This is a genomic window from Prevotella pallens, assembly GCF_900454935.1.
GTDB classification, from domain to species: Bacteria; Bacteroidota; Bacteroidia; order Bacteroidales; family Bacteroidaceae; genus Prevotella; species Prevotella pallens.
Genome location: NZ_UGTP01000001.1, coordinates 274,287 through 298,724, shown reverse-complemented (window position 1 = coordinate 298,724; position 24,438 = coordinate 274,287). Strand labels below are relative to the sequence as shown.

Here is a 24,438-nt window from a genome sequence, read left to right as displayed (position 1 = left end):
ATGATATCTAAAACGCAATTGATAGATATCTAAGACAAGCGTGATAGATATCTGAGATAAGTGTAACAGATATCTGCGACGAGAGTAACTACATTTTTCTAATTCTTATGAAGTGTCTGAGTTATCTATTTTACAAATGAATACCAATAAATACAGCTTATAGTTTCTCCTGCTATTTTATACTGTTCCATTTTGTTTTTATTTGTAACCATTCTTTTTATAGCAAAAGGGCATATCTACGTTCTGTAAATACGCCCTTTTAGTTTGTATGTAGTAAGGATATATGGATTTAGTTGTTGCCTCCGTTATTTCCGTAAGGCTGACTTCCGAAGTCTTCGTCCATTTCCATTTGGTTGTCTTTCTTCTTGCTCTTCTTTCCGTTACCAAAGTTCCATGTAAGTGTAAAGCGGAGAGTGCGACCTATGCGCCAACTTTCTTGGTTGCGTGTAAAGGTATCGCTATGTGTGTAGGTTTTCCATTTGCGAGTGTTGAATAAGTCGCGACAGTTTACAGATAGCATTAGCTGTTTATTGAGGAAGCTTTTTCTAAAACCGAAATCTATGCTTCCGCTTGGCGACCTATAACCTTGTGCTACACTTTCGCGGCTCTGATAGTTGCCTGTTAGCTGTATTGAAATATCGTAGGGAAGCATTAGGCTAGCTTGCATGCGTGCGTTCCATGTGAAGTTGCTATTACCCTTGCCTGTAATGGTTTGTCCATCTATGTTGAAATTGAAGCCATCAAGTTTGTAATAGTAGAAGTTAGCCGATGTAGAAAGGTTCAGAATGCGGAACAAACGGTTCTTTGCTGTAAGTTCTAAACCTGTTGATGTGCTTTTAGCAACGTTGAAACTAGTTTGATATAGCAACCCATCGGTTGAGCTTCGGTAGGTTATGCGTTGCATAACATCGGAGGTTGGTCGATAGTAAGCCGACACAAGCAGCGAGTGTTCGTTCCATGTGCGTAGATAGTTTAATGAGAACGAGTTGCTATATTCAGGTGTTAGCTCTGGGTTACCAAACGATATAACCGTGGCATCGCTTGTATTTCGGAATGAGTTGAGTTCTCCGCCCCATGGTCTGCGTAGTCGTCTGGTGTAGTTAAGTTGTAGCTGGTCGTTCTTTGTGAGCTGATAGCTCATAAAAATGCTGGGGAAAAGCTGGAAATAATCTTTCTTAAAAGGTTTGTTTCGTAGACTTGCATTGTGCTCTTGTGCCCACGAATAACTTTCTGTATTTACCTTCCAATATTCACCGCGTAATCCCGCCATTAATCCAAATTTGCCCGAATTGTACGACAAGGTAGAGTATAAGGCGTGTATGTTGTTTTTGTAAATGAATCGGTTATAGTATAGTTGGTCTTCCACAATATTATATCCAGCCCAACTGTTGTGGTCTACGAAGCTTTCTTGCGGTGTATTTTCTTTTGACAAGTTAGCTTGATAACCAGCCTGAATGCGTAGTGCCTTCGATATTTGATTCTCGTAGTCGAGCTTTATTTCCCACGACCTATTATTTACGTATAGCGGTTTGTATTGATAGCTACCAGTAGTTCCAGGCATTACCATTGGGTTGCCTGCCGCATCAAAATAGGTGGTAGTGTCTTGATAAACATTAATATTGTCGGCTTTCCACTTGTCGTAGCTCACGCTAAAGTCTAAGGAATGTTTATCAGAGAAGTTATGCCGATAGTCGAATTCAGTGTGCATCATATTCATCTTATTATCCCCGTGCGTATTTCGGAGCATTAACTGGCTGTTGAAAGGTGCTCCCAAAGTTCCATATTCGTATGGAGTATAGCTGTGGTTTTTGTCTTTTCCGAACGAGAACATACCACTAAGCGACACATCGTCCTTTTTAGTGGCGTGCAAAGTGATGCCAGCTCGTGTGAACAGATTATTGCCTTGTTCTTTTCTGCTACTATTATATTGTTGATAAGTGTTGGTATTTATGTTGTTCTGATGACTCCACGAACCTCTTTCTTTATTACGGTGGCGATATCCTACATTGGCGTATGCATCTATGAGCGAACTGTTGTAGTTTATATTTGCCGATGTGTTGGCACCTCTATGCGTATCTCCGCCAGCCTGAACACTACCATAATAGCCCGCTTTAAGGTTCTTCTTCAATACAATGTTAATGATACCAGCTGAACCTTCTGCAGAGAATTTGGAAGATGGATTGTCTATAACTTCAATGCGTTCGATGCTTTCAGCAGGCAATTGCTGTAGAATATTGGCACGATTGTCGGCAGTTAGTCCCGAAGATTTACCATTAATCCAAACTTCTACACTTGAATTACCACGTAGAGAGATGTTTCCATCGTTATCCACCTCTACACTTGGAATGTTCTCTAACACGTCTGATGCAGCTCCACCAGCATTTGCAATCTGTTGGTCTACACTGAAAGACTTGCGGTCTACTTCTAGTTTCATATCCGAACGTTGTGCTGTTACCACCACTTCGCCAAGCGATTTGGCATCTTCTACAATATAAATAGCTGTAAAATTCTTGATGGGTGCAGCCTCTGTAAGACTAAACTTTCTTGTTGCATCTTTATATCCAATGCTACTTGCTGTTAGGGTATAGTTCCCATCAGGTACATCTGGAATAGTAAAGCGCCCATCAGTATCGGTAATGGAACCTTTAAAAATCTTGTCGCTTCCTTCCTTCCGAATAACGACATTTATAAATTCTAACCCAGTGTTAGTCTTTCTATCCAACACTCTACCTTTTACTGAACCCTGTGCGAACGCTACTACCACGTTAAAAACGAAGAGCAGCAAAAACGAAATAATCTTCTTCATAACATACTCTACGACACATTTTATGGCGAAAAGTTTAATGTAAAACGAAAAAAATGGTGTAAACAACTATAAGAATGCTTTTTTTTGTTACCTTTGCATAAATTATATGTGCGTAGAAACAGAGTTATACGCACCAATAAACTGAGACATAACGCCCTTGTAGTTCAATGGATAGAACACGGCTCTCCTAAAGCTGAAATATGAGTTCGATTCTCATCGGGGGTACAGCAATCGTATTTAGAAAGCTATAATTTTAACAATCACACTGTATGCTTGGAGCTATTATAGGCGATATTGTAGGGTCTCGTTTTGAATTTGGACCTACACCTGAGAAAGATTTTGAGCTTTTCACCGATGAGTGTTCCTACACAGACGATACAATATGTACCGTAGCTATTGCCGATGCGATACTAAACGAACGTTCTTATAAGGATGCTCTCTTAGATTGGTGTCATCGTTATCCAGAGCCAATGGGTGGTTATGGCAATATGTTCTACGATTGGTTGCACGAAACCAACCCTCAACCCAAAAACTCGTTTGGCAATGGTGCAGCAATGCGTGTAAGTCCTGTGGGCTGGCTCTTTTCCGATTGGGAAGAAGTAATAGCTGAAGCCAAGAAGAGTGCCGAGATATCGCACAACCACGAAGAGGGGATAAAAGGCGCACAGTGCATTGCCGAAGTTATATGTTGGCTACGACACATGCGTTTTACCAAATCCGATGTAGAACGAAAGATTGAAAAGTTCTATGGCTACGAGTTGCCACCTATGCGAAACATACGTAAGATAGGAGCGCAGGGACACTTCGATGGCACTTGCCAAGAAACTGTTCCTATGGCATTGCGCTGTTTTATGGACGCCAATAGCTTTGAAGACACTATACGTCTTGCTGTGCTTTGCGATGGCGACACCGATACGAAGGCTTGCATAGCAGGTGCAGTAGCCGAAGCTTACTACGAAATTCCAGAGAAAATGGAGGAGAAGGCATTTAGCTATCTGCCCGATGATATGTTAGAAGTTCTATCCCAATTCTACGATAGAATACAGTTGGATATAAACAAATAACGCTTAAACTATATCCACATTATAATAGAAGAATCACGACATTGTTTTCAATATCCTATAGAGAAGCAAGTTATATGTAAGTGCTTATCAGCTAATATAGTAGGAAACATACTGTTTGGAGTTTCAAAACCTTATTTGTTTTCTAATTCAAAGCCTACTCTTTGAATTTTCTAAACACTTTAGTTGTTCTTTTTATATGCAAAGTTTTGCCGTAATTTTGGTTTAGTAGAGAATAGGTAGCGAAATTATGGGCAACGCCTACAGGTACACATAAACCGAATAGGATATCTCATGTGTTTAGAGAAATCCGCCATAATTCAGTTGCGTTTGTTTTAGATATCTGTCGCACTCGTCTTAGATATCTGTCACGTTCGTCTCAGATATCTGTCAGTTGCGTTTTAGATATCATACAAAACTACTACGTTTATAGCATTATATTCCAGCACCTGAAAGATATTTATTCAGATGAAAAATATGAGAACTTTTATTCAGCAATGTTTCTACTTGAATGCAGTGGTAAATACCTGGACAGCAATATGTTGTTCGGTGTCTTGTTATGTGAGGGTGAAACTCGCCACAATTGTCTTATTCTCCAAAGAGTCTCTATCTCTTTTCTATAGAGCCGTTATTCCTGTAACTCGGGAATAACATTAGAAATCGATTTTTGCACCTCTTCGTGTGAACAACCTTCTTTGAAAACAACAAAAATGGTGTCATCGCCGGCTATAGTTCCTAATATCTCCGGCAGGTCGCTATTGTCTAGATTGTAGGCAATGGCACTAGCGTAGCCCGGTCGTGTCTTAATAATAGCCATTTGTCCTGAAAAGTGTATAGACAAATATCCACTTCGAAGAAGCATTTCTGACGCTTTTCCTGGTGTAGAAATACGTTTATACATCGAATCGTTTGGAAGTACATATACATATTTTCCCCCCATAGAGGCTGCTTTCGCAACCTTCAGTTGTTTGAGATCACGACTCAAAGTGGCTTGTGTTAATTTATAACCTTCTTTTTGTAGTGCCTTTATAACTTCTTCTTGCGAACTCAATTCCATGCTCGATATAAGCATCTTAATAGTCTCTAATCGTTTTGTCTTTACCTTCATACTACAGAATATCTATGCGTTATAATGTCGCAAAAATATGCAAAATATTCTGATTATGCAAGAAATAACGAGTGTAAAATTACTTTTTATGCGTGTTTTGTTTGTTCTTTCATTTCTCTCTCTGTTTGCACAGTAGTGAAAGTAGCTAAACACACTTTGTCTATTACAGTCAGTGTTATGTTTAAGGGTGTTCAAAGTTTTTGTTCTTCTAACTGTTATATATAATAAGGTGTACCACACTTGTTTATAGAAGGAAAGAAGAAAAAACACTGTTTTTAGCAAAAAAATCGGCTAAAAGTTTGCGAATAATAAAATAACACAATATCTTTGCAGTGTACTAATGATGTGGTACAGCATAACAAGGAATAATAATTAAAGAGAAATACGATTATGATTGAAGTTAAGAACTTAGTATTTAGTTATCCTGGAAGCAAGCACAAGGTGTTTGACGGATTGAATTTAACGCTTAAAGAGAACCGCATTTATGGTTTGTTAGGTAAGAACGGTATGGGTAAAAGCACTTTGCTTTACCTTATAGCTGGATTGTTGCGACCTAAGAATGGAAACGTTTGCGTTGATGGAATGGAGTCTAAGGACCGCCGTCCGGAGATGCTTCGAGAAATATATGTAGTGCCAGAGGAATATAATCTTCCTAATCTCACGCTGAAGCAGTATGTGAAAGTACATCAGGACTTTTACCCACGCTTCAGCGAAGAGATTCTAATGAATTGCCTTCGCGACTTCGAGATGCAAGCAGATGTAAACTTCAAGCACTTATCAATGGGACAGAAAAAGAAGATTTACATGAGTTTTGCTGTTGCTTCGTGCTGTCAATTGCTATTAATGGACGAGCCTACAAACGGATTAGACATTCCTTCGAAAGCACTTTTCCGTAAGGTTATAGCTGGTAACTTGCCTGCCGATTCGTCGTTAATTATCTCTACGCACCAAGTGCACGATGTGGAACAGCTATTAGACCACGTTTTTATTCTCAACAATTCAGAGATGATAATAAATGCATCGGTAGAAGAAATTGCCAAACAATACGAATTTACTTACCGCAATGCCAACGAAATGGGCGAAGATGTGCTCTACGCCGAGCCATCACTGCAGGGCAACGCTGTAATTGCACGTAGAAAGGCAGATAGCCCCGAAACCATTATTAATTTAGAGCTACTCTTCAATGCTGCAACATTGGGTAAGTTAAATAATAAATAAGGAGAAGTTGTTATGAAAAAGATATTTGGCTTTACATTTAATGTGTGTCTTTCAATGGTTGTCTTTGCGCTCTTGCTCACATCGTGCGTACACAAAAAGCAGGATTTAGGCACGGTTATAACAAAAGAGGTTAAGGTTATGCCTTTTAAAGATATTGAAGTACATGGCAATGCATCGGTGCATATTGTTCCCGGCAATACTTATAAGGTGATAATAAAGGGCAGACAAAAGCTGATTACAAGTATGGAAGTGGAACTAATAGGAAGCAATTTGGTGGTAAACGATACGCAAAACGGCATCTTCCCAAAGAACGAACTACGTTTCGGAACAATTACTTCGAAGGATACACGAACAGATGTTTATATAACGATGCCTACGCTGCACAATGTCTATTTGGAGAATAACGCAGCGTTAAACATAGACAAAGCTATGACGGCAGACAGTGTCAGCTTCGGCATGTTAGGCAATTCGAGTGTAGATGTAGCAGGGCTTACAGCGAAAGGACTCGAGATTAAGGCACAAGGAAATGTAAGTATGAACATTGCCCACTTAACCGTAGACCGCATGCAAACAGAAATACAAGGTAACGCTTCGGTAGATGTTAATTTCGATATGGGCGACAATGTAGACTTTACTATAGAAGGAAACGGTTCGGCAACGCTCTCTGGTGTAACCCGCAACAAGCCTAATTGCACCATGCGTGGCAACGGAAGTATAGACGACCAAACCAAACGAGCACACAAATAAGTAAGTAAAGAATTATAGAACAATAAAAAACAATACAATAGATATGGAGACTTTCAATATACAAAGATTTGGCAACGTATGCACACGACTCGTAATGCTTAGAAAAAAAGAATACTTCAACATCTTCTTAGCTATAACGCTGTTTGTTGCTTTGAGTTGTATCTTTGCTTGTAATCCTTTCAGTGGCGAAGCAAAAGAAACACTTGAGTATGCGTATTCGTTCTTTCAGGTAGTGGGAAGCATATACGTTTTCGCAGTTGTATTAATTATAGTAAACGGTGCAAACATTATTCGCGACCTGAAAACAAAGCAGCAACGTATAGACGAACTGGTTTTGCCAGCTACCAACCTCGAGAAGTTCACGGCACGCGTATTGGCTTCTACTGTTCTTGTACTCATACTCGCAGCAGCTGGTATCGTGGCAGGCGACATCTTGCAGATGCTTATAAACATGCTGTTACACAAAGGAACGTTTGGCTCAATAAGCCTTTATGCTACCAAACAGATGTACAGTATGATGGAAACAAACATTCTTGCTATAGAAAATGTAGTTCATAAGCCTATACGATTTATGTTCGTGCTAACGCTGATATCTGGTAATGCGTTCTATTTGTTAGGTGGAATGCTCTTTAGAAAAACAGCTTGGCTGAAAACTACTCTGGCTGTAATAGTTATCTCAATTGCCCTTTTCAGTATGTTTGTTGGCTACGCTTACGTTGTTTATGGCTACACAAACTATGTGGTTTACATACCAGAATGGATGCAAGAATCTTGGTTCAACATAACACTGCTGATAGTACAGACATGCGCTTGCTACTATTTTGCTTATAGAATATACTGCCGATTGCAGGCTATAAATACTCGCTGGCTAAATATATAAACAGTTATTGTTTGTGAGAAAGGGCTGCTTGCAGCCCACCCTCACACTTCAGCAATCAACATAAACAACAATTTAATTATGGATTTTAATAATAATAAGGCAATATACGAACAGATGGCAGACCGCCTGTGCGACGAAATAATAGCCGAAAACTATAAGGCTGACGACCGGATACCATCGGTTCGGGAGTACGCCATCATGCTGGAAGTGAACACCAACACCGCCGTGAAGGCATACGAACTGCTCGCCCGCGAAGAAATAATATACAACAAGCGGGGCTTGGGCTACTTCGTGGCACCCGATGCCCGCCCCCAGATACTGGCACAACGCAAGAAAGAGTTTGTGAACGAGCTGTTGCCGGAAGTGTTCAGGCAGATGTCGTTGCTCGGAATAGGCATAAGCGACATAGAAAAGATGTGGAACGAACAACACACAGCGTAGAAAACACGTAGAAACTAACAAGAGAGCAGATTGGCAAACAAGCTAATCTGCTCTCTTATTTTGCAAATGTGGAACACTCTATTTCCAAACACCCCATTCGTAATTCCCCATTAAAAGCAAATGCCCCACGCCACTAACAAAACGCTGTAACACGTGTCGCAACATTTATATAGGCATTTCGTACAGTTTTTACTATAGCTTCGCTTCGTTTTCATTAGCGATAAATGGTAGTGTTTAACTTAAATAGATAGTTCTTTAAACTTAAATAGAAACCTATCTAAACTTAAACAACAATCTATTTAAGCTTAAACAATACAACAAGATACTTATAAAAATATAACAGAACCATAGAGTAAATGCCATTTAACCATAGCGAAAAAACAAAAACACCCTGCACACGCAATTCACAATACATACATTAGCAGCACCGCAATAAGCAGAAAACCATATTTAAACACCATTCAAACCACGTAAAATAAGGCATATAGTTTGCCCATATAAGGTAAACCTGTTTGCAAACACACTTTTTGAGCCCTGAAAACTTGCTACATATAAAAAATATTTATAATATTGCAGTGAAATAGAAACATAACATAAATAACATTCAAACACATGAAAAAAAGAACACTAATAGCAGCTTGCTTGCTGGCTGCTATGTCTGCAGGCGCCCAAAGTCAGGTGTCTGGTATCGACAAGAAGAATATGGACTTGAGCGTAAAGCCGGGAACCGACTTCTACCAGTATGCAGCCGGCGGCTGGCTTAAAAGCCACCCATTAGACGCAGAACACACAAACAACGGTGCGTTTACCGACCTTTACGAGGAAAACCAAAAACGCATACAAGAGCTAATACTCGAATATGCAAGCAAACCACAAAAGCAAGGTACACTCGAACAAAAGATAGGCACGCTCTACAACATGCTAATGGATAGCGTACGCCTTAACCGCGAGGGCTGGGAACCACTGAAACCAACACTGGCACGCATTGCAGCAATTAAAACCAATAAAGAATATCAGCTAGTAACAGCCGAATTAGACCGCCGTGGCGAAAACACTATGATGTTCGGAGTAGGCGTTGGCGCCGATATGCGCAATGCATCAATGAACATTGTGTCTGTAGGGCAAGGCGGCTTAGGCTTAGGCACACGCGACTATTATTTGAACAACGACCCACAAACACTAAAAGTGCGTGAAGCCTACAAAACATATCTAAAGAACCTTTTCAAGATGGTAGGCAACGACGAAGCAACCGCAACAAAAAAGGTAGACGCTATAATGGCAATAGAAACACGCATTGCAAAGGTTAGCTACTCAAAGGTTCAGCTTCGCGATATAGATAAGAACTATCACAAAATGAGCTATAACGACCTCGTGTTAAACTTTCCTGGCATAGACTGGGGTAACGTATTCTTGCAAACAGGTTTCCCTCCATTCGATGCAGTAGACGTTGGTCAGCCAGAACCAATACACGAAGTAGAAAAGATTTTAGCCGATACAAATTTAGACGACCTAAAAGCATACGCCGAAATAAAAGTTATATCAGGCGCAACAAGTCAGTTAAGCGATGCCTTCCGTGCAGAAAGCTTCAAGTTCAGCAGCGTGTTAAGCGGAGCACAACAAGACCGTCCACGCTGGAAACGTGCAGTAGCAACAGTATCTAACGTGTTTGGAGAAGCCATAGGAAAACTCTATGTAGAGAAATACTTCCCAGAAAGCAGCAAACAACGAATGATAGAACTTGTAAAGAACCTGCAAGAAGCACTGGCACAACGCATACAAGAAGCAACCTGGATGAGCGCTGCAACCAAAGCACAAGCTAAGGACAAATTAGACAACTTTATTGTTAAGATTGGCTATCCCGACAAATGGCGCGACTACAGCGGACTGCAAATAAACGACAAACTATCGCTCTACGCAAACATGCAGAACGTTAGCGAATTCTTCTTGCAAGACGAGCTAAACAGAAAGGTGAATAAACCAGTAGACAAAATGGAGTGGGGTATGACACCACAAACAATCAATGCATACTACAACCCAACTACAAACGAAATTTGTTTCCCTGCTGCTATACTTCAGCCTCCATTCTTCGACCCTAACGCAGACGATGCAGTGAACTATGGTGGTATAGGTGCTGTAATTGGACACGAAATGAGCCACGGATTCGACGATCAAGGCTCACAATTCGACAAAACAGGTAACCAACGCGATTGGTGGACTGCACAAGACAAGAAGAATTTCCAAGAACGTTCAAAAGTATTGGTAGACCACTTCGGCAAAGTAGAAGTAGTAAACGGCAAGAAAGTGAACGGTCAGCTCACATTGGGTGAGAACATTGGCGACAACGGTGGTTTGAATATAGCCTTCCGTGCTTTACAAAACAGTATGAAGACAAAGCCATTAAAGACACTCGATGGTTTCACACCAGAACAACGCTTCTTCCTATCATGGGCACGTGTGTGGGCAGGCAACGCACGACCAGAATATCTTGAATATCTCATCACTGTAGACCCACACTCACCAAATATGGCACGTGTAAACGCAGCTCTCCCAGAAATAGATGCGTGGTACGATGCATTCAAAATAAAGAAGGGCGATAAACTGTTTATACCAGCAAACAAACGTGCACACATCTGGTAAATACAGCAACAACAACGCTATAAGTAGCAGATGAGCTACTTAAGGCAATATAAAAAATTCCTACGAACTGAGGCGACACTCGTTCGTAGGTTTTTGCTTCTCAATAGTCGCATTAAGCAAAACCAGCACTATAGTATGGGTACCTATTCTTGCTACATTGCCAGTAACCACTCGTACAATTCAGTATAACAAGAAAAGCATAACCTTACAACGATACTAAAACGAGGAAAATAGTAGCTATATGCACACGAATGTAAAATATAATCGCTATCTTTGCACATATTAGACAGTATTTCACAGTTAAAACGAATAACAAACATATATGACACAAGACGAGAAAACAAAGATAGAAGAAGAAATTGTAGATGTATTGAAGACAGTTTACGACCCCGAAATACCAGTAAACATATACGACCTTGGTATGATTTACAAGATAGACCTGCACGACGATGGCACATTAGATATGGATATGACCTTTACTTCGCCATCTTGTCCGGCAGCCGACTATATTTTCGAAGACGTTAGAACAAAGGTAGAAGGCGTAAAGGGTGTAAAGACCGCCAACATAGAACTTGTATTCGACCCCGTTTGGGACCAGAGTATGATGTCGGAGGAAGCACGTGTCGAATTAGGTTTCGACTAATTTAATCCATCACTAACCCTACTGTAACTATGAAGAATGTTTATTTCCTTTCCGATGCTCATCTTGGCTCACTGGCAATAGAGCATAGACGAACACAAGAACGCCGATTAGTTCGCTTCTTAGATAGTATAAAAAATAAGGCAGAGGCAATATATCTGTTAGGCGATATGTTCGATTTCTGGAACGAGTATAAATATGTAGTTCCAAAAGGCTTTACACGCTTCTTAGGGAAACTCTCCGAACTTACAGATATGGGTGTAGAGATACATTACTTTACGGGTAATCACGACCTTTGGACGTATGGCTATCTGGAAAAAGAATGTGGAGTGATTTTACATCGAGGTGACTTAACAACCGAAATACACGATAAAGTATTCTATTTGGCGCATGGTGATGGGCTTGGCGATCCAGACCCATTATTTAAAATTCTGCGACGAATATTCCATAACCGTTTCTGCCAACGTCTGTTGAATTTTCTGCACCCATGGTGGGGAATGCAATTAGGGTTGAAATGGGCTAAGAAAAGTCGCCTGAAACGGGTAGACGGCAAAGAGCTTCCGTTTCTTGGTGAAGAGAAGGAGTTTTTGGTGCAATACACCAAACACTATATGCAAACCCACAAAGGTATAGATTACTATGTTTATGGACATAGACACATAAAGCTCGACCTACCTTTGGATAAGAAAACACGTATGTTTATTCTTGGCGATTGGATATGGCAGTTCACTTATCTTGTATTCGATGGTGAACATACTTTCCTTGAAGACTATGTTGAAGGCGAGACTGTGTTGTGAAAAAAACGATAGAAGCGTATATTTAAACAGCTTTTCGGGTGTTTGTAAAAATAGCCTTATTATATGCTCTATCTATATTTCTTACAAATGAAACGCTATTTCGTTGAAAAAAAATGGCTGTTTATTGAATAATTTTGGAGGTTTAAATGAAATGGTGTATATTTGTAAATGATTTTTAGAATAGAGATTATGTAATATATAATGACAGTCTTATAAAACTTTTCGGTGAAACAGATGATATATAAAATACACATTTAATTCATCATTTAGAATAAAACTCAGGTTTGTAGATTAAGTTTAGTCAAAAAGGTAGCTGTCGTGAGATAGCTGCCTTTTATGTTTTTGTATGTATCTACTATATATCATATTTTGTTCTTTATATTTTACAAACTCAATAGAGAAGCCAACGGGTATGTTTGTAAAAGAGTTTAACTATAATGAAATACGCTCTAATACAATAAAGTTTCTAACAATATATTGATGCTCAATTGTTCGTAATAATGCTAAAGACAAAACATTGCCGAATAAAAACTTTCATCGTTATCTTATTATTGAATCCCATTTAAGTGCTGTAATATAACGTTATAAACGTAGTTGTTTGGTATGATATCTAAAACGAAACTGACAGATATCTGAGACGAACGTTACAGATATCTGTAACGAGTGCGACAGATATCTAAAACAAACGTAACAGATATCTAAAACAAGCGTAACTAAATTTAATCGATTTTGATAGACTTATGAGATGTTCTATTTGCTTCGTAAATAAACAAAAAGAACTGTTTATAACCTTTCCATTCCTTTTCTACTGAGCCAAAATAATATCCATTCTATCACCAACTTCACTAATGGATATAAAAAAAGGAGTACCGCCGTACTCCAACCTTTGTTAACCTTAAATCTAATACTATGAAAAACACGATGCAAAGTTAGGTGTTATTATTCAATAATAAAAATAATGAGATAGAAAAATTGCCATTTTATTAGTTTTATTGATTTAAATCAATTATCAGTGATAGCGTTTGTATATATCTTCTATATATTTGCAAGTATTTAGTGTTACTTGCCTTACAAAAGAATAGCAATAGAAATAAGAATTTGTCGCAATGCACTACTTATGCTTTCGTTGGTTATATTGCTGTGTAGCATTTTTGGTATAAACAATAGTTTTTATAGTGTGCAGAGAAGCCAATTTAAGAAATGTGTTGTGCGACTTAGAAAACAGAAAGTACACGGGCAATTACAATGCTCTTTATAACGCCTGTATTAAATCTTTTAATAGTCTATATAAATAAGGTGTAAAAAAACAAGTTTCATTTGGTGTAATGAGGTGAATTTGCTATCTTTGCATCGCAAAATGGATATAAAACATTTATAAAATAAAAGTATACTATGGATTTACTTAACCAAATCATCGCACGCGCTAAAGCGAACAAGCAACGCATTGTACTTCCCGAAGCAGAGGAAGAAAGAACACTACGAGCTGCAGACAAAGTATTGGCTGATGGCATAGCCGAAATAATACTCATTGGCAACCCAGATAACATTAAGAGATTGGCTGGCGAATGGGGATTGAAGCATATAGATAAAGCTACTATTGTGGACCCTGAGAACAATCCTCGTAGCGAAGAATACGCAGAGCTTCTGACAGAGCTACGTAAGAATAAAGGTATGACAATAGATAAAGCGCGCGAGTTGGTAAAGAACAACCTGTACTTAGGCTGTATGATAATAAAGACCGAAGGTGCCGATGGACAGATTTCGGGTGCTCTCTCTACTACAGGCGACACGCTTCGCCCAGCATTGCAGATTATAAAATGTGCTCCAGGTGTTAGTGTTGTAAGTGGTGCAATGCTCATTCTAACACACGAAAAGCAATATGGTGAAAATGGAGTGGTTGTAATGGGCGATGTTGCTGTAACACCAAACCCAACTGCCGACCAAATGGCACAAATAGCTTATACCACTGCAGAAACTGCTAAGAGCGTTGCAGGGTTTAAAAATCCAACAGTGGCAATGCTGAGTTTCTCTACAAAGGGCTCTGCAAAAGATGCTATAGACAAGGCAACGGGCAAAAGTGTATATATCATCGACAAGGTTGTTGAGGCTACAAAGTTGGCTAAAGAAAAGTATCCAGATTTGAAGGTTGATGGAGAATTGCAAGCCGATGCTGCTCTCGACCCAACTGTTGCTGCAAAAAAGGCAAAAGACTCTGATGTTGCTGGTAAGGCTAATGTGCTTGTTGTGCCTAATCTGGAAGTGGGAAACATTGGCTACAAACTTATACAACGTCTTGGTGGAGCTACTGCCATTGGCCCTATACTACAAGGAATAGCACGTCCGGTAAACGATCTGTCGCGTGGTTGCTCGGTAGACGATATCTATTATATGGTTGCCATCACAGCTTGTCAGGCACAAGACGCTAAGGCATAACCAGAGAAATAAAAGGAGCAGGACAGAGATACCTCCATCTAACTCCAATATCTATAAAATAAGAATAAAGAAATTGCAGAATGAAAATATTAGTTTTAAATTGCGGTAGTAGTTCTATCAAGTACAAATTGTACGATATGACTGACGAGAGTGTGCTCGCACAAGGTGGTGCAGAGCGTGTAGGACTCGACGAAGCCTTTGTAAAAGTAACTTTAAAAGATGGTAGCAAGGAAAAGATTATGCACGATATGCCCGACCATAAAGAGGGTGTTAGGTTTGTGTTTCAACTCTTGCTCGACCCTAAATATGGTGCTATAAAGAGCTTGGACGAGATTGACGCTGTTGGACACCGTGTAGTGCAAGGTGGAGACTTATTTGAGAAGAGTTGCATTGTTACGAAAAAGGTAGAGGAAGGAATAGAAAGTTTGATAGACCTTGCTCCAGTGCACAATTTAGGGCACTTACGTGGAATTAGAGCCGTAGACGCTTTAATGCCTCACACACCACAAGTAACTGTTTTCGACAATGCCTTCCATAGCACTATGGAGCCGTATGCGTTCCTCTATGCAGTTCCATACGAAATGTACGAAAAGTACCATGTGCGTCGCTATGGCTTCCATGGAACAAGCCATCGATATGTTTCTCATCGTGCTTGCGAATTTCTTGGAGTAGACTATAAGAGCCAAAAAATAATTACCTGCCATATTGGTAACGGTGCTTCTATGGCTGCAATAAAAGACGGAAAGGTTATTGATACCTCTATGGGTCTTACTCCGTTGGAAGGTTTAATGATGGGTTCACGCTCTGGAGATATAGATGCTTCTGCAGTAACATATATGATGGAGAAGCTTGGAAAAGCACCACAAGAAATGGCAGACTATCTTAACAAAGAGAGCGGAGTATTGGGTATTACTGGCATTAGTTCGGATATGCGAGAAATTGAGGCTGCCGAAGCTACTGGCAATGAACGTGCAATACTTGCTTTGAAAATGTATTCGTATCGCATTAAGAAGTATATTGGTGCATACGCAGCTGCTATGGGCGGTGTAGATATGATTGTTTGGACTGCCGGAGTTGGCGAAAATCAAACCGGGCTTCGCTTAGATGCTTGTCAGGGATTAGAATTCTTAGGCGTAAAGATGGACGCTGAGAAGAACAAATGTCGTGGCGTTGAGCGCATTATCTCTGCAGACGACTCGAAGGTGAAGGTACTTCTGATTCCTACAGACGAGGAGATTGTGATTGCTCGCGATACTCAAGAACTTGTGTCAGAGGCTCGAAAGTAAACAACAACACTCATACCAACGGGTGCAAACAGCGGATAGCCAACATTTGTTGATTGTTGCAAACTTCTATCCTTGTTTCGCTCCATAGTCTTTCCCCGTTAGCTAATAGTAGCGTGCTATTGCTAACGAGGAAAGACTTTTTTTATGCAATGCCATAACAACATTCGCCAGTAAAGAAACTTACATCTATTTGTTTTAAACCGCTATACCTGTGAAACAACATTTAAATGCCGATAAAACGATGTTTAAATGCTGATGTAATGATATTCTCATACTAGTGTCGTACTATTATTTACGTGTAAGTAGAGTTTTACTTACGTGTAAGTAAAGTTCTACTTACGTGTAAATAAAGTTTTACTTACGTGTAAGTAAAGCCATGTGTTGCGTGTGAAATTAAACTGCAGACGTGAGAGAAGTAACTCCGTGTAGTGAATAAATAGTTGTGCACACGTGTTTCGGCACCTCTTCCTTAGTATGCCACTCAGTGTTCAGCGTATAGTAGTGTTTCGCTCAATAGTTTCGCTCCGCATAAAAAGTGATAGGAGTGGATAGCCTATTTAAAATATGTGCCGTAGAATATATGCTATTTATAGAACGCCAACTACTTATAATAAGCGAGTTGCCTACAGTTACAAAGTTTTTAGTAACTTTGCACGTAAATAAAAAACAAAACAAACAATATGACGATAGAAAACCAAATAGCTGTTGCAGCATTGGCTGCCATAAAAGAACTGTATGGTGCTGATGTTCCAGCAAAAATGATACAGTTGCAAAAGACTAAAGCAAACTTTGAAGGAAACCTTACATTGGTAATGTTTCCGTTGCTAAAAACCTCGCATAAAAGCCCAGAAGCAACGGCGCAAGAGGTGGGCGAATATCTAAAAAACAACTGCACGGCTATTGCCGACTTTAATGTTGTAAAGGGTTTCCTGAACCTTGTTATTGCTCCCGCAGCGTGGATAGGGCTTCTTAACGATATAAATGCCAATGCGAAGTTTGGCGAACAGCAAGTAACGGCAGATAGTCCGCTCGCTATGGTTGAATATTCATCGCCCAACACCAACAAGCCACTACACTTAGGCCACGTACGCAACAACCTTTTAGGTTGGTCGCTTGCAAAGATAATGGAAGCTAACGGCTACAAAGTGGTGAAGACAAATATAGTGAACGACCGTGGTATACACATTTGTAAGTCGATGCTTGCATGGCAGAAGTGGGGCAACGGCATAACACCAGAGCAGGCAGGCAAAAAGGGCGACCACCTTATAGGCGACTTCTATGTTCTGTTCGATAAACATTATAGAGCCGAAGTAGCAGAACTAACCGCGAAATTTAAAGAAGAGGGCTTAAACGACGAAGAGGCAAAGGCAAAAGCCGAACAAGAATCGCCATTAATGAAAGAAGCCCACGAAATGTTAGTGAAGTGGGAAGCAAACAACACCGAAGTTCGTGCACTATGGGAGAAGATGAACAGCTGGGTGTATGCAGGCTTCGACGAAACTTATAAAGCACTCGGTGTAGGTTTCGACAAGATATATTACGAAAGCAATACCTACCTCGAAGGAAAGAAGAAAGTGGAAGAAGGCTTGGCTAAGGGCTTATTTATTCGCAAACCAGATAACTCTGTGTGGGCAGACTTAACCAACGAAGGCTTAGACCAAAAGCTACTTTTGAGAAGCGACGGCACGTCGGTGTATATGACGCAAGATATAGGAACAGCCGAAATGCGTTTTAAAGACTATCCAATAGATAAGATGATTTACGTTGTGGGCAACGAACAGAACTACCATTTTCAAGTACTTTCCATTCTTTTAGACCGTCTCGGCTTCAAGTGGGGTAAAGATTTGGTACACTTCTCTTACGGTATGGTAGAACTTCCAAACGGCAAAATGAAGAGCCGCGAAGGAACAGTGGTAGATGCCGACGACCTTGTTGCTTCGATGATACAAAACGCTCGTGCACTTAGCGAAGATAAGATGAACAAGCTGGACGATATTACGGAAGAAGAGAAAAACGAAATAGCACGCATTGTGGGTTTAGGTGCGCTGAAGTATTTCATTCTAAAAGTAGACGCACGTAAGAATATGCTCTTCAATCCAGAAGAGTCAATCGACTTTAATGGCAATACGGGCCCATTCATTCAATATACCTATGCACGCATTAGAAGCATCTTGCGTAAAGCAGCGGCACAAGGTATAACCATTCCAAAGACAGTTGCAGCCAATGCTCCACTCAACGAAAAAGAAATTGCACTCATACAGAAAATGAACGACTTTGGTGCTGTTGTTGCGCAAGCAGGCATAGACTACAGTCCGAGTGGTATTGCAAACTATTGTTACGAACTAACAAAAGAGTTCAACCAGTTCTACCACGATTACAGCATACTAAATGCAGACACCGACGACGAGAAAACCACTCGACTAGTTTTAGCGCAGAATGTAGCCAAAGTTATAAAGAACGGTATGGAACTTCTGGGAATAGAAGTGCCAGAACGTATGTAGCAAAACAGCGTTTCCTTCTTGTTGCAGAGAAGGAAACGCTTACCAAATGGTCGCACAACATATACTTTAGTTATACACTTATGAAACATATATTTTTAAGTTTTCTCATTACAATCTTTATGGCTATACCTTGTAATGTAAGTGCACAGAACAACGATGCACCAGTAGCAGAAGCTCCTTCTGCCGATTATGTAGCTACAATAGACAAATTATTGGAAGTATCGGGTTCCAAAGAAACAATGAAAGCACAGTTCCCTGTTCTTATGAATACATTGAAAAATATGTTGCCAAACATTCCAGAAGATGTATTCGCCAAAATAGAAGCTAAATATAGAGAGCTGTTTATTAACCGAATGGTAGAATTTTATGCACCCATTTACAATCGTTACTTTACGCTAGAAGAGTTAAAGAACTACATTGCCTTTTACGAAACAGACTTAGGACGTAAGATTGCGAAAGTAAATCCAACGTTGATGGGCGATTTATTCCAGGTAGGCGAACAAGCAGGCGCATTTATTATGCAAAGTGTAATAGCCGAACTGGAGTCAAAAGGCTTCGATACAAAAGGCTTGTAACCACCTCTTCTATCACTATATCGAGAAAGGAAGAACATTAGAGTCGCAATTGTTTGTTTTATACATTTACTATATGTAAGATATTATATTAAAGACCAATGGAACTACAAAATCCACCTGAAAACAGACACGACACAGTGTTGCCTTTGCCATTGTGTGTAAATGCAAACGCATGGGCAGTAGATGCTGCATGTTCGGGAAATCCTGGACCAATGGAATATCAATGCATCGATCTTGCTACGGGACAGCGCATTTTTCATTTTGGTCCAACAATGGGAACAAATAATATAGGAGAGTTTCTGGCAATAGTCCATGCATTAGCATTGATGGAAAAACAGGGCATTACAAACAAGGTTATTTACAGCGACTCGTACAATGCTATTTTGTGGGTGAACAAAAAGAAATGTAAAACAACTTTAGAACACAACAATAAAACTACAGAGCTGCACAACATAATAGCACGAGCAGAACAATGGTTGCGTACCCATAATGTTACTACACCAATAATAAAGTGGGAAACAAAAGAGTGGGGAGAAATTCCAGCCGATTTCGGTCGTAAGAAGTAATATTATTAATAATACATTGAGTTATTAATAATAGTGTTTGATGATGTTACAGCTTAACACCCCAATTTGGATTAATCAACAACAACCTTCAGTGTAGATAAGAAGATACATATTTATTGTTTAACCCAAATTGGTTGTGTTCGTTTGTATATGCGTTAATAAGCGCAAAGAATAGTGCAAAGCGTAGAGAACATAGCACTTCTATCTTGAATGCTTTACTAATTTGCCTTTATAAACATAGTTTCCTATACATAGTTTGTAAGTATATACTCCGTTGTTTAAGAAACTTATATTGGCTTTTCCATTAATTAGAGCAATATTCCTCTTAATACCATTCACGTCAAAAATGTCTATTGTAACATTGTCTTCTATATTCGAACACAGCGTGTAGCCATCTATGTAAATGGAAATATCCTTATTTCTGTTAGCACTCTCTATACCTGCTGCCGGTGTTAGCTCTGTTTTCTTAAATCGGTATAATCCACTTTTCTTCGAAACGCCTTGTGGTTCGTAAACCGAAACATATATGTAGTTTGTTGTTGCGAACAGTTGTGTAGGCGTTAAGTATATGTTTCCCATCTGTTCCATTTTAGGATAACCCTGACTGAAGTTTACCCACTTATTTCCTTTATTAGATGTATAGAATAAGCCCCCTTTTTGTAGTCCTACATATATATATGTATCGTCGCTTGCCATAGCTCTAATGTTGTTGTCCATAACGCCAGTAGGTCTTGGCAGACTGCCCCACTTGTCTTCATCTTCGAGCGTAAGAATGAATGGCGTTTTAAAGTCATCGTTCGGAACGCTTCTGCCCAATAGTAAAGTATTATCGAATATAGTAGATACAGCCATAAAGTTACTTTTATCGCTTATAGTTTTCCACGTGTTGTTCGTTTCATCGAGACAGAAAACAAAATATACACCAAAAGCATATAGCTTTCCTTTATACGATACTAGTTGGTATATGTTTTCAGTGTTTTCAACAGGCGCGCCATCATCGTCCTCTGCTTTGTATTTTAAAGACGACAAGTCTGTTCTCTTCCAAGTTTGTGCGAAGTCTTCAGAATACAAAATACCACCCCCACAGAAGTCAGCTACATACAGCTTGTTTTTGTGGTATGCACACGCATAGCATACGGTATATGGCATATTGTCTTCGCTAAAAATATCTCTCACCGCATTGGCGTAAGTACATTCTGTCCAAGTATGTCCTCCATCAGCCGACCGTGCAATATTTGCACCATACCCAATAGCGAAGATATAGTTGCCTACTTCAATAAACTTATTGTAATTATAGTCTTTTGCGTTTGTCTTTGTCCACGTATCTCCTTCATTGGTTGAAATGTAGATGCCTCCATCTCTTTCTATACGAAAATCAGATAAGAGAATGTTTCCCGACTTAGTAACAAAGGTAGCATACGTTGCATCTAATTGTTTAACCTGTTCCCAATCGGCGTACGAGTTGATAGATACAAAGAACAACAATAAGAATAGTAATACTGATCTGTTTTGTTTAGCGAGTTGTTTTTTCATAATTCAATTTGTTAAGTTAATGTACGATATATGTGTGTTGCAAATATAGATATTTTTTCTTATTTACACAACACAACAATAATATTATATATATAATGTAGTCATATTTACTTTTGTATTGTATGCGGTGTGCTAACGAGTTATTTTTGCAACCTTACATTCAAATATCTATCTTTCGCTTGGTTTGTTTGTTCTGCTGTCATTAAATTACTATATTTGCAAGCAAAGAACAAATAACCCAAATCATTATTATTCTTTAAAAGTTAAATGTTATGAAGAAACCTATTATTATTATCTGTATCTCGTTATTGGCAATAATGAGTGTGCAAGCACAAAGACAAAATGTGTGGGGAAAAGTATTAAACCAATCAAACAAAGTTGCAAGAACTTCAGAAAGCGGAGAGATGATTGTAACACAACCCGAAGGTAAAGTCTACAAGAATCTTTATAGCTATGCTGAAGGATTTTACTCTATGTGGGGGCTTATATTTGATGGAAAGAAAGACGGTGTGGCACGTGATGTGGTTGTTGCCAATGACGGAACAGTCTATATTCAAAATCCCATGACCTTCTTTCCTACTAATTCTTGGATAAAGGGACATAAGACAATTGGCGACACTATTGCTGTAGAACTTCCACAACTTATTTATGTAAATGATAACGATGTTAATTACTACGCTACACGAATGAACTTTGAAGTGGTAGATGGTAATAATCAATATGTAAAAGACTCGCTTTCACAGACAGTCAAGTATGTATGGCGCAACGATTCGCTTATAAAGACAGAAAACAATGTATTGATAGGAATGACTAATGCAGATGGCGATTGGAATGGTATTGGCGATTTAGTGTCGTCGTCTGCTATTTGTACCTATACTAACATTGCACCATCGTCTACGGCGAATGCTAAAAAGTACATCTTCTCTTTTAATAATGGTGGCAGAGAGATATTTGAACGTATGTCTGAAGTTGTGTTCGAAGGTAACTATGTTTATGTTAATAATATAGATTCGGATATACCTGATGCATGGGTGAGAGGAGATATTAAAGGCGACAAGATTATTTTTAATAATGCTCAATTTATGGGGCTCTTTTCAAGTAAACACGCTTATAAATGGGTAATGCCAGCCGATGTTAGCTATAATTCGCAAGATGGTACAACCGATTATAAGTCGTTACCATTTGTAAGTTTCAACTATGATAGTAAAACCCAATCATTCTCTTGTCCTGAACACGGTTTTATGGCAAACTACGGTTATCGTTTAATAGATTTAGAGATGCAAGTGATGATGCAGCCTACTTTTAGACTATTGGTTGAGAATATTGCCAAACCAAAGAATCCGATATTCACAGGAATACAGGAAATGGGTGGAGATACAAAGCGGTTTATATTTAGTCTTGATAGATATAATGAACGAGGTAGTTTTATGAATTCGAAGAATGTGTATTACAATATTTATCTCAACGATAAGAAGTACACTTTCACCCCATCGGTTTATCCGTGGTTAAATGCTGAAATAACAGACATTCCAATCGATTTCTCCGATAAAACTCGCTACGATTTTGAGAATCATGGTAGTGCACATGCCATAATGATTTACGATAAGGCAACTCGTATTGGTGTGCAAGCTTTCTATCAAGATGGCGATAAACGACTTGTTACTGATATTGTGTACAGCGATGGTACAACGGTTTCGAGCATTAATGGTATTACCGATGTTGTTACTGGTGAAACATTCTACACCGATTTGAGTGGGCGCAGAGTTGTAAAGCTAACGAAAGGCATTTATATTAAAAGTGTACGAATGGCTGATGGAACTGTTAGGTCGGAAAAGATAATAGTTCAATAGTCTGTTTTCTTTAAACTATTTCATAGGAAAGTGTGCCCACTGTGGTACACTTTCTTTTTTGTTAAGTTACAATTTACTAATTAACTGGTTAGAACTTTATTTGTGTGTTTTCAGTGCCTTTGCCACGTTTATTCTAACAGTTTGTTTATTTCTTCTTTCACTTGCTGTGCAGGCACTACTTGTAATCCGTTTTTGTTTAACTCTACTAAACGGTCGGCAATACGTAGAGCTAATTCCAAATCGTGTGTAGATAAGAATACCACTTTATTAGTTTCTTTTGCCAACCGATGAAGTAACTGCAACATTTCTACTTTCGATGGGAAGTCTAAGAACGATGTAGGCTCGTCTAACAATATAACGGGAGTTTGCTGTGCAAGTGCTTTCGCTATCATTACCTTCTGTCGTTCGCCGTCCGACAGTGTTTGTATCATTCTGTTTTTTAAGTGTTCTATGCCTACCATCTCTATAGCCTCAGCCACAATTGTTTGGTCGCTGGTATTAAGTTTACCCCAAAAGCCAGTGTACGGCATACGTCCCATTCCAACCATTTCTGTAACACTAAGGTTTTGTACATCGCTTTTGTAAGTAAGCACAATGCTTATATATTTAGCTCGTTCGCGTTGCGAAAGCATATTAATGTCGCGCCCATCGAGCAGTAGTCGCCCACTAAGTTTAGGCAGAAATCCTGTTAGTGTTTTTAGCAATGTTGATTTCCCAATTCCGTTTGAGCCTATTAAACAAGTAAGTTCTCCACTTTTAATCTCTACGTTTATATTAGAAACTACGGGTGGAAAGCCTTTATAGCCAACCGATAATTGTTCGAGTGTTATGTTCATTGGTTTACGATTTGTTTGTATTGAGTTTGTTTACTCGTTTAAAATACTGTGCAATTTGGCTATCTTCTCTTTTCTGTCAATAGAGTATATATTTTGTTTCTCGTCTACATATATGAACAGCAGATAAGCTTTCTCGAGCAACATATTGCGTAATGGGTTTGTTTTGTAGCTGCCTTCAGCATACAGAAGTTCTGCCAGCATTTCTAAACGGTCTATCCTCTCGTTGTTGTTCCATTCGTTTGCAGCATACTCCATAAGTTCGTCTACACTCATATTGCGTAGCAGTGTGTAATCGCCAACATACTGTCGGTATAAGTCTTTCAAACTATCGTCGCGCTCGTCTTCCTTTTTCTTCATCATTGTGGCAAGCGCAGTAGCAAACTCTTCTAACAGTCGTAGAAAATAATCTTGTCGTATCATTATTCTATTATAAAACGAAGATAAATTGTTAAACCGCAGCAAAGGTAATAAAAGTTTTAAGAACAGCATATAGTGCTTGTGCTTTTATGGATAAACTTGTATA

General features: G+C 39.2%; 19 protein-coding genes and 1 tRNA gene. 15 read left to right on the top strand and 5 right to left on the bottom strand.

All coding sequences use genetic code 11. The features are described from left to right. Positions 1 to 289 precede the first annotated feature (289 nt). On the bottom strand, positions 290 to 2,806 hold the full coding sequence (locus tag DX009_RS01235; RefSeq protein WP_245944557.1) for a TonB-dependent receptor domain-containing protein: 2,517 nt from the start codon (positions 2,804 to 2,806) through the stop codon (positions 290 to 292). Positions 2,807 to 2,959: 153 nt separating this feature from the next. Here DX009_RS01235 and DX009_RS01230 point away from each other — a divergent pair. Next, a tRNA-Arg gene (locus tag DX009_RS01230) sits at positions 2,960 to 3,031 on the top strand. A 44-nt stretch (positions 3,032 to 3,075) separates the two neighbouring features. Next, complete coding sequence (locus DX009_RS01225; RefSeq protein ID WP_115082748.1) at positions 3,076 to 3,870, top strand: ADP-ribosylglycohydrolase family protein; 795 nt, start codon at positions 3,076 to 3,078, stop codon at positions 3,868 to 3,870. A 625-nt stretch (positions 3,871 to 4,495) separates the two neighbouring features. Here DX009_RS01225 and argR read toward each other — a convergent pair. Next, positions 4,496 to 4,975: an arginine repressor gene (gene argR / locus DX009_RS01220; RefSeq protein ID WP_006043811.1), complete on the bottom strand. Its 480-nt coding sequence runs from the start codon at positions 4,973 to 4,975 to the stop codon at positions 4,496 to 4,498. Between the two features lie 390 nt (positions 4,976 to 5,365). Here argR and DX009_RS01215 point away from each other — a divergent pair, with 390 nt between their 5' ends. The 12 genes from DX009_RS01215 to DX009_RS01160 all read left to right on the top strand — a co-directional run bounded on the left by DX009_RS01215 (position 5,366) and on the right by DX009_RS01160 (position 19,696). Further along, entirely contained in the window at positions 5,366 to 6,193 is an 828-nt protein-coding gene (locus DX009_RS01215) for an ABC transporter ATP-binding protein (protein ID WP_006043810.1), read from the top strand. Positions 6,194 to 6,205: 12 nt separating this feature from the next. Beyond that, entirely contained in the window at positions 6,206 to 6,940 is a 735-nt protein-coding gene (locus tag DX009_RS01210; protein ID WP_115082747.1) for a GIN domain-containing protein, read from the top strand. 94 nt (positions 6,941 to 7,034) lie between these two features. After that, a complete protein-coding gene (locus tag DX009_RS01205) occupies positions 7,035 to 7,820 on the top strand; it encodes a hypothetical protein (RefSeq protein ID WP_245944556.1) in 786 nt (261 codons plus the stop codon). A gap of 78 nt (positions 7,821 to 7,898) precedes the next feature. After that, positions 7,899 to 8,261: a GntR family transcriptional regulator gene (locus DX009_RS01200; RefSeq protein WP_115082745.1), complete on the top strand. Its 363-nt coding sequence runs from the start codon at positions 7,899 to 7,901 to the stop codon at positions 8,259 to 8,261. Positions 8,262 to 8,873: 612 nt separating this feature from the next. Further along, positions 8,874 to 10,898, top strand: coding sequence for a M13 family metallopeptidase (locus tag DX009_RS01195; protein WP_006043806.1), 2,025 nt, complete (start codon positions 8,874 to 8,876; stop codon positions 10,896 to 10,898). A gap of 322 nt (positions 10,899 to 11,220) precedes the next feature. Beyond that, a complete protein-coding gene (locus DX009_RS01190) occupies positions 11,221 to 11,541 on the top strand; it encodes a metal-sulfur cluster assembly factor (RefSeq protein WP_006043805.1) in 321 nt (106 codons plus the stop codon). Positions 11,542 to 11,570: 29 nt separating this feature from the next. Then, positions 11,571 to 12,335: a UDP-2,3-diacylglucosamine diphosphatase gene (locus tag DX009_RS01185; RefSeq protein WP_115082744.1), complete on the top strand. Its 765-nt coding sequence runs from the start codon at positions 11,571 to 11,573 to the stop codon at positions 12,333 to 12,335. A 1,392-nt stretch (positions 12,336 to 13,727) separates the two neighbouring features. Continuing rightward, the gene (gene pta / locus DX009_RS01180; protein ID WP_115082743.1) at positions 13,728 to 14,768 is read left to right on the top strand and encodes a phosphate acetyltransferase; all 1,041 of its coding nucleotides are present in this window, start codon (positions 13,728 to 13,730) and stop codon (positions 14,766 to 14,768) included. Between the two features lie 80 nt (positions 14,769 to 14,848). Next, complete coding sequence (locus tag DX009_RS01175; RefSeq protein WP_115082742.1) at positions 14,849 to 16,054, top strand: acetate/propionate family kinase; 1,206 nt, start codon at positions 14,849 to 14,851, stop codon at positions 16,052 to 16,054. 680 nt (positions 16,055 to 16,734) lie between these two features. Continuing rightward, positions 16,735 to 18,555, top strand: coding sequence for an arginine--tRNA ligase (gene argS, locus DX009_RS01170; protein ID WP_115082741.1), 1,821 nt, complete (start codon positions 16,735 to 16,737; stop codon positions 18,553 to 18,555). 80 nt (positions 18,556 to 18,635) lie between these two features. Further along, positions 18,636 to 19,130 carry a DUF2059 domain-containing protein gene (locus DX009_RS01165; protein ID WP_115082740.1) on the top strand — a complete coding sequence of 165 codons (495 nt, stop codon included), beginning with the start codon at positions 18,636 to 18,638 and terminating at the stop codon, positions 19,128 to 19,130. 98 nt (positions 19,131 to 19,228) lie between these two features. Next, positions 19,229 to 19,696, top strand: coding sequence for an RNase H family protein (locus DX009_RS01160; RefSeq protein WP_006043797.1), 468 nt, complete (start codon positions 19,229 to 19,231; stop codon positions 19,694 to 19,696). A gap of 201 nt (positions 19,697 to 19,897) precedes the next feature. On the opposite strand, the gene DX009_RS01155 is transcribed toward DX009_RS01160, so the two are convergent. Continuing rightward, positions 19,898 to 21,229 (bottom strand): T9SS type A sorting domain-containing protein, encoded by a 1,332-nt coding sequence (locus tag DX009_RS01155; RefSeq protein ID WP_115082739.1) that lies wholly within the window; start codon positions 21,227 to 21,229, stop codon positions 19,898 to 19,900. 272 nt (positions 21,230 to 21,501) lie between these two features. On the opposite strand from DX009_RS01155, the gene DX009_RS01150 reads away from it, so the two are divergent. Next, entirely contained in the window at positions 21,502 to 23,079 is a 1,578-nt protein-coding gene (locus DX009_RS01150; RefSeq protein ID WP_115082738.1) for a hypothetical protein, read from the top strand. A 128-nt stretch (positions 23,080 to 23,207) separates the two neighbouring features. Here DX009_RS01150 and DX009_RS01145 read toward each other — a convergent pair whose 3' ends face one another. Together DX009_RS01145 and DX009_RS01140 are read right to left on the bottom strand one after the other, a co-directional pair. Then, a complete protein-coding gene (locus DX009_RS01145) occupies positions 23,208 to 23,915 on the bottom strand; it encodes an ABC transporter ATP-binding protein (RefSeq protein ID WP_115082737.1) in 708 nt (235 codons plus the stop codon). Between the two features lie 30 nt (positions 23,916 to 23,945). Further along, a complete protein-coding gene (locus DX009_RS01140) occupies positions 23,946 to 24,335 on the bottom strand; it encodes a hypothetical protein (RefSeq protein WP_115082736.1) in 390 nt (129 codons plus the stop codon). Positions 24,336 to 24,438 lie beyond the last annotated feature (103 nt).

Bases quoted from the DNA above. Each gene is read 5' to 3' on its own strand.
- DX009_RS01235 (WP_245944557.1), bottom strand. From the start codon at position 2,806: ATGAAGAAGATTATTTCGTTTTTGCTGCTCTTCGTTTTTAACGTGGTA.
- DX009_RS01225 (WP_115082748.1), top strand. From the start codon at position 3,076: ATGCTTGGAGCTATTATAGGCGATATTGTAGGGTCTCGTTTTGAATTT.
- argR (WP_006043811.1), bottom strand. From the start codon at position 4,975: ATGAAGGTAAAGACAAAACGATTAGAGACTATTAAGATGCTTATATCG.
- DX009_RS01215 (WP_006043810.1), top strand. From the start codon at position 5,366: ATGATTGAAGTTAAGAACTTAGTATTTAGTTATCCTGGAAGCAAGCAC.
- DX009_RS01210 (WP_115082747.1), top strand. From the start codon at position 6,206: ATGAAAAAGATATTTGGCTTTACATTTAATGTGTGTCTTTCAATGGTT.
- DX009_RS01205 (WP_245944556.1), top strand. From the start codon at position 7,035: ATGCTTAGAAAAAAAGAATACTTCAACATCTTCTTAGCTATAACGCTG.
- DX009_RS01200 (WP_115082745.1), top strand. From the start codon at position 7,899: ATGGATTTTAATAATAATAAGGCAATATACGAACAGATGGCAGACCGC.
- DX009_RS01195 (WP_006043806.1), top strand. From the start codon at position 8,874: ATGAAAAAAAGAACACTAATAGCAGCTTGCTTGCTGGCTGCTATGTCT.
- DX009_RS01190 (WP_006043805.1), top strand. From the start codon at position 11,221: ATGACACAAGACGAGAAAACAAAGATAGAAGAAGAAATTGTAGATGTA.
- DX009_RS01185 (WP_115082744.1), top strand. From the start codon at position 11,571: ATGAAGAATGTTTATTTCCTTTCCGATGCTCATCTTGGCTCACTGGCA.
- pta (WP_115082743.1), top strand. From the start codon at position 13,728: ATGGATTTACTTAACCAAATCATCGCACGCGCTAAAGCGAACAAGCAA.
- DX009_RS01175 (WP_115082742.1), top strand. From the start codon at position 14,849: ATGAAAATATTAGTTTTAAATTGCGGTAGTAGTTCTATCAAGTACAAA.
- argS (WP_115082741.1), top strand. From the start codon at position 16,735: ATGACGATAGAAAACCAAATAGCTGTTGCAGCATTGGCTGCCATAAAA.
- DX009_RS01165 (WP_115082740.1), top strand. From the start codon at position 18,636: ATGAAACATATATTTTTAAGTTTTCTCATTACAATCTTTATGGCTATA.
- DX009_RS01160 (WP_006043797.1), top strand. From the start codon at position 19,229: ATGGAACTACAAAATCCACCTGAAAACAGACACGACACAGTGTTGCCT.
- DX009_RS01155 (WP_115082739.1), bottom strand. From the start codon at position 21,229: ATGAAAAAACAACTCGCTAAACAAAACAGATCAGTATTACTATTCTTA.
- DX009_RS01150 (WP_115082738.1), top strand. From the start codon at position 21,502: ATGAAGAAACCTATTATTATTATCTGTATCTCGTTATTGGCAATAATG.
- DX009_RS01145 (WP_115082737.1), bottom strand. From the start codon at position 23,915: ATGAACATAACACTCGAACAATTATCGGTTGGCTATAAAGGCTTTCCA.
- DX009_RS01140 (WP_115082736.1), bottom strand. From the start codon at position 24,335: ATGATACGACAAGATTATTTTCTACGACTGTTAGAAGAGTTTGCTACT.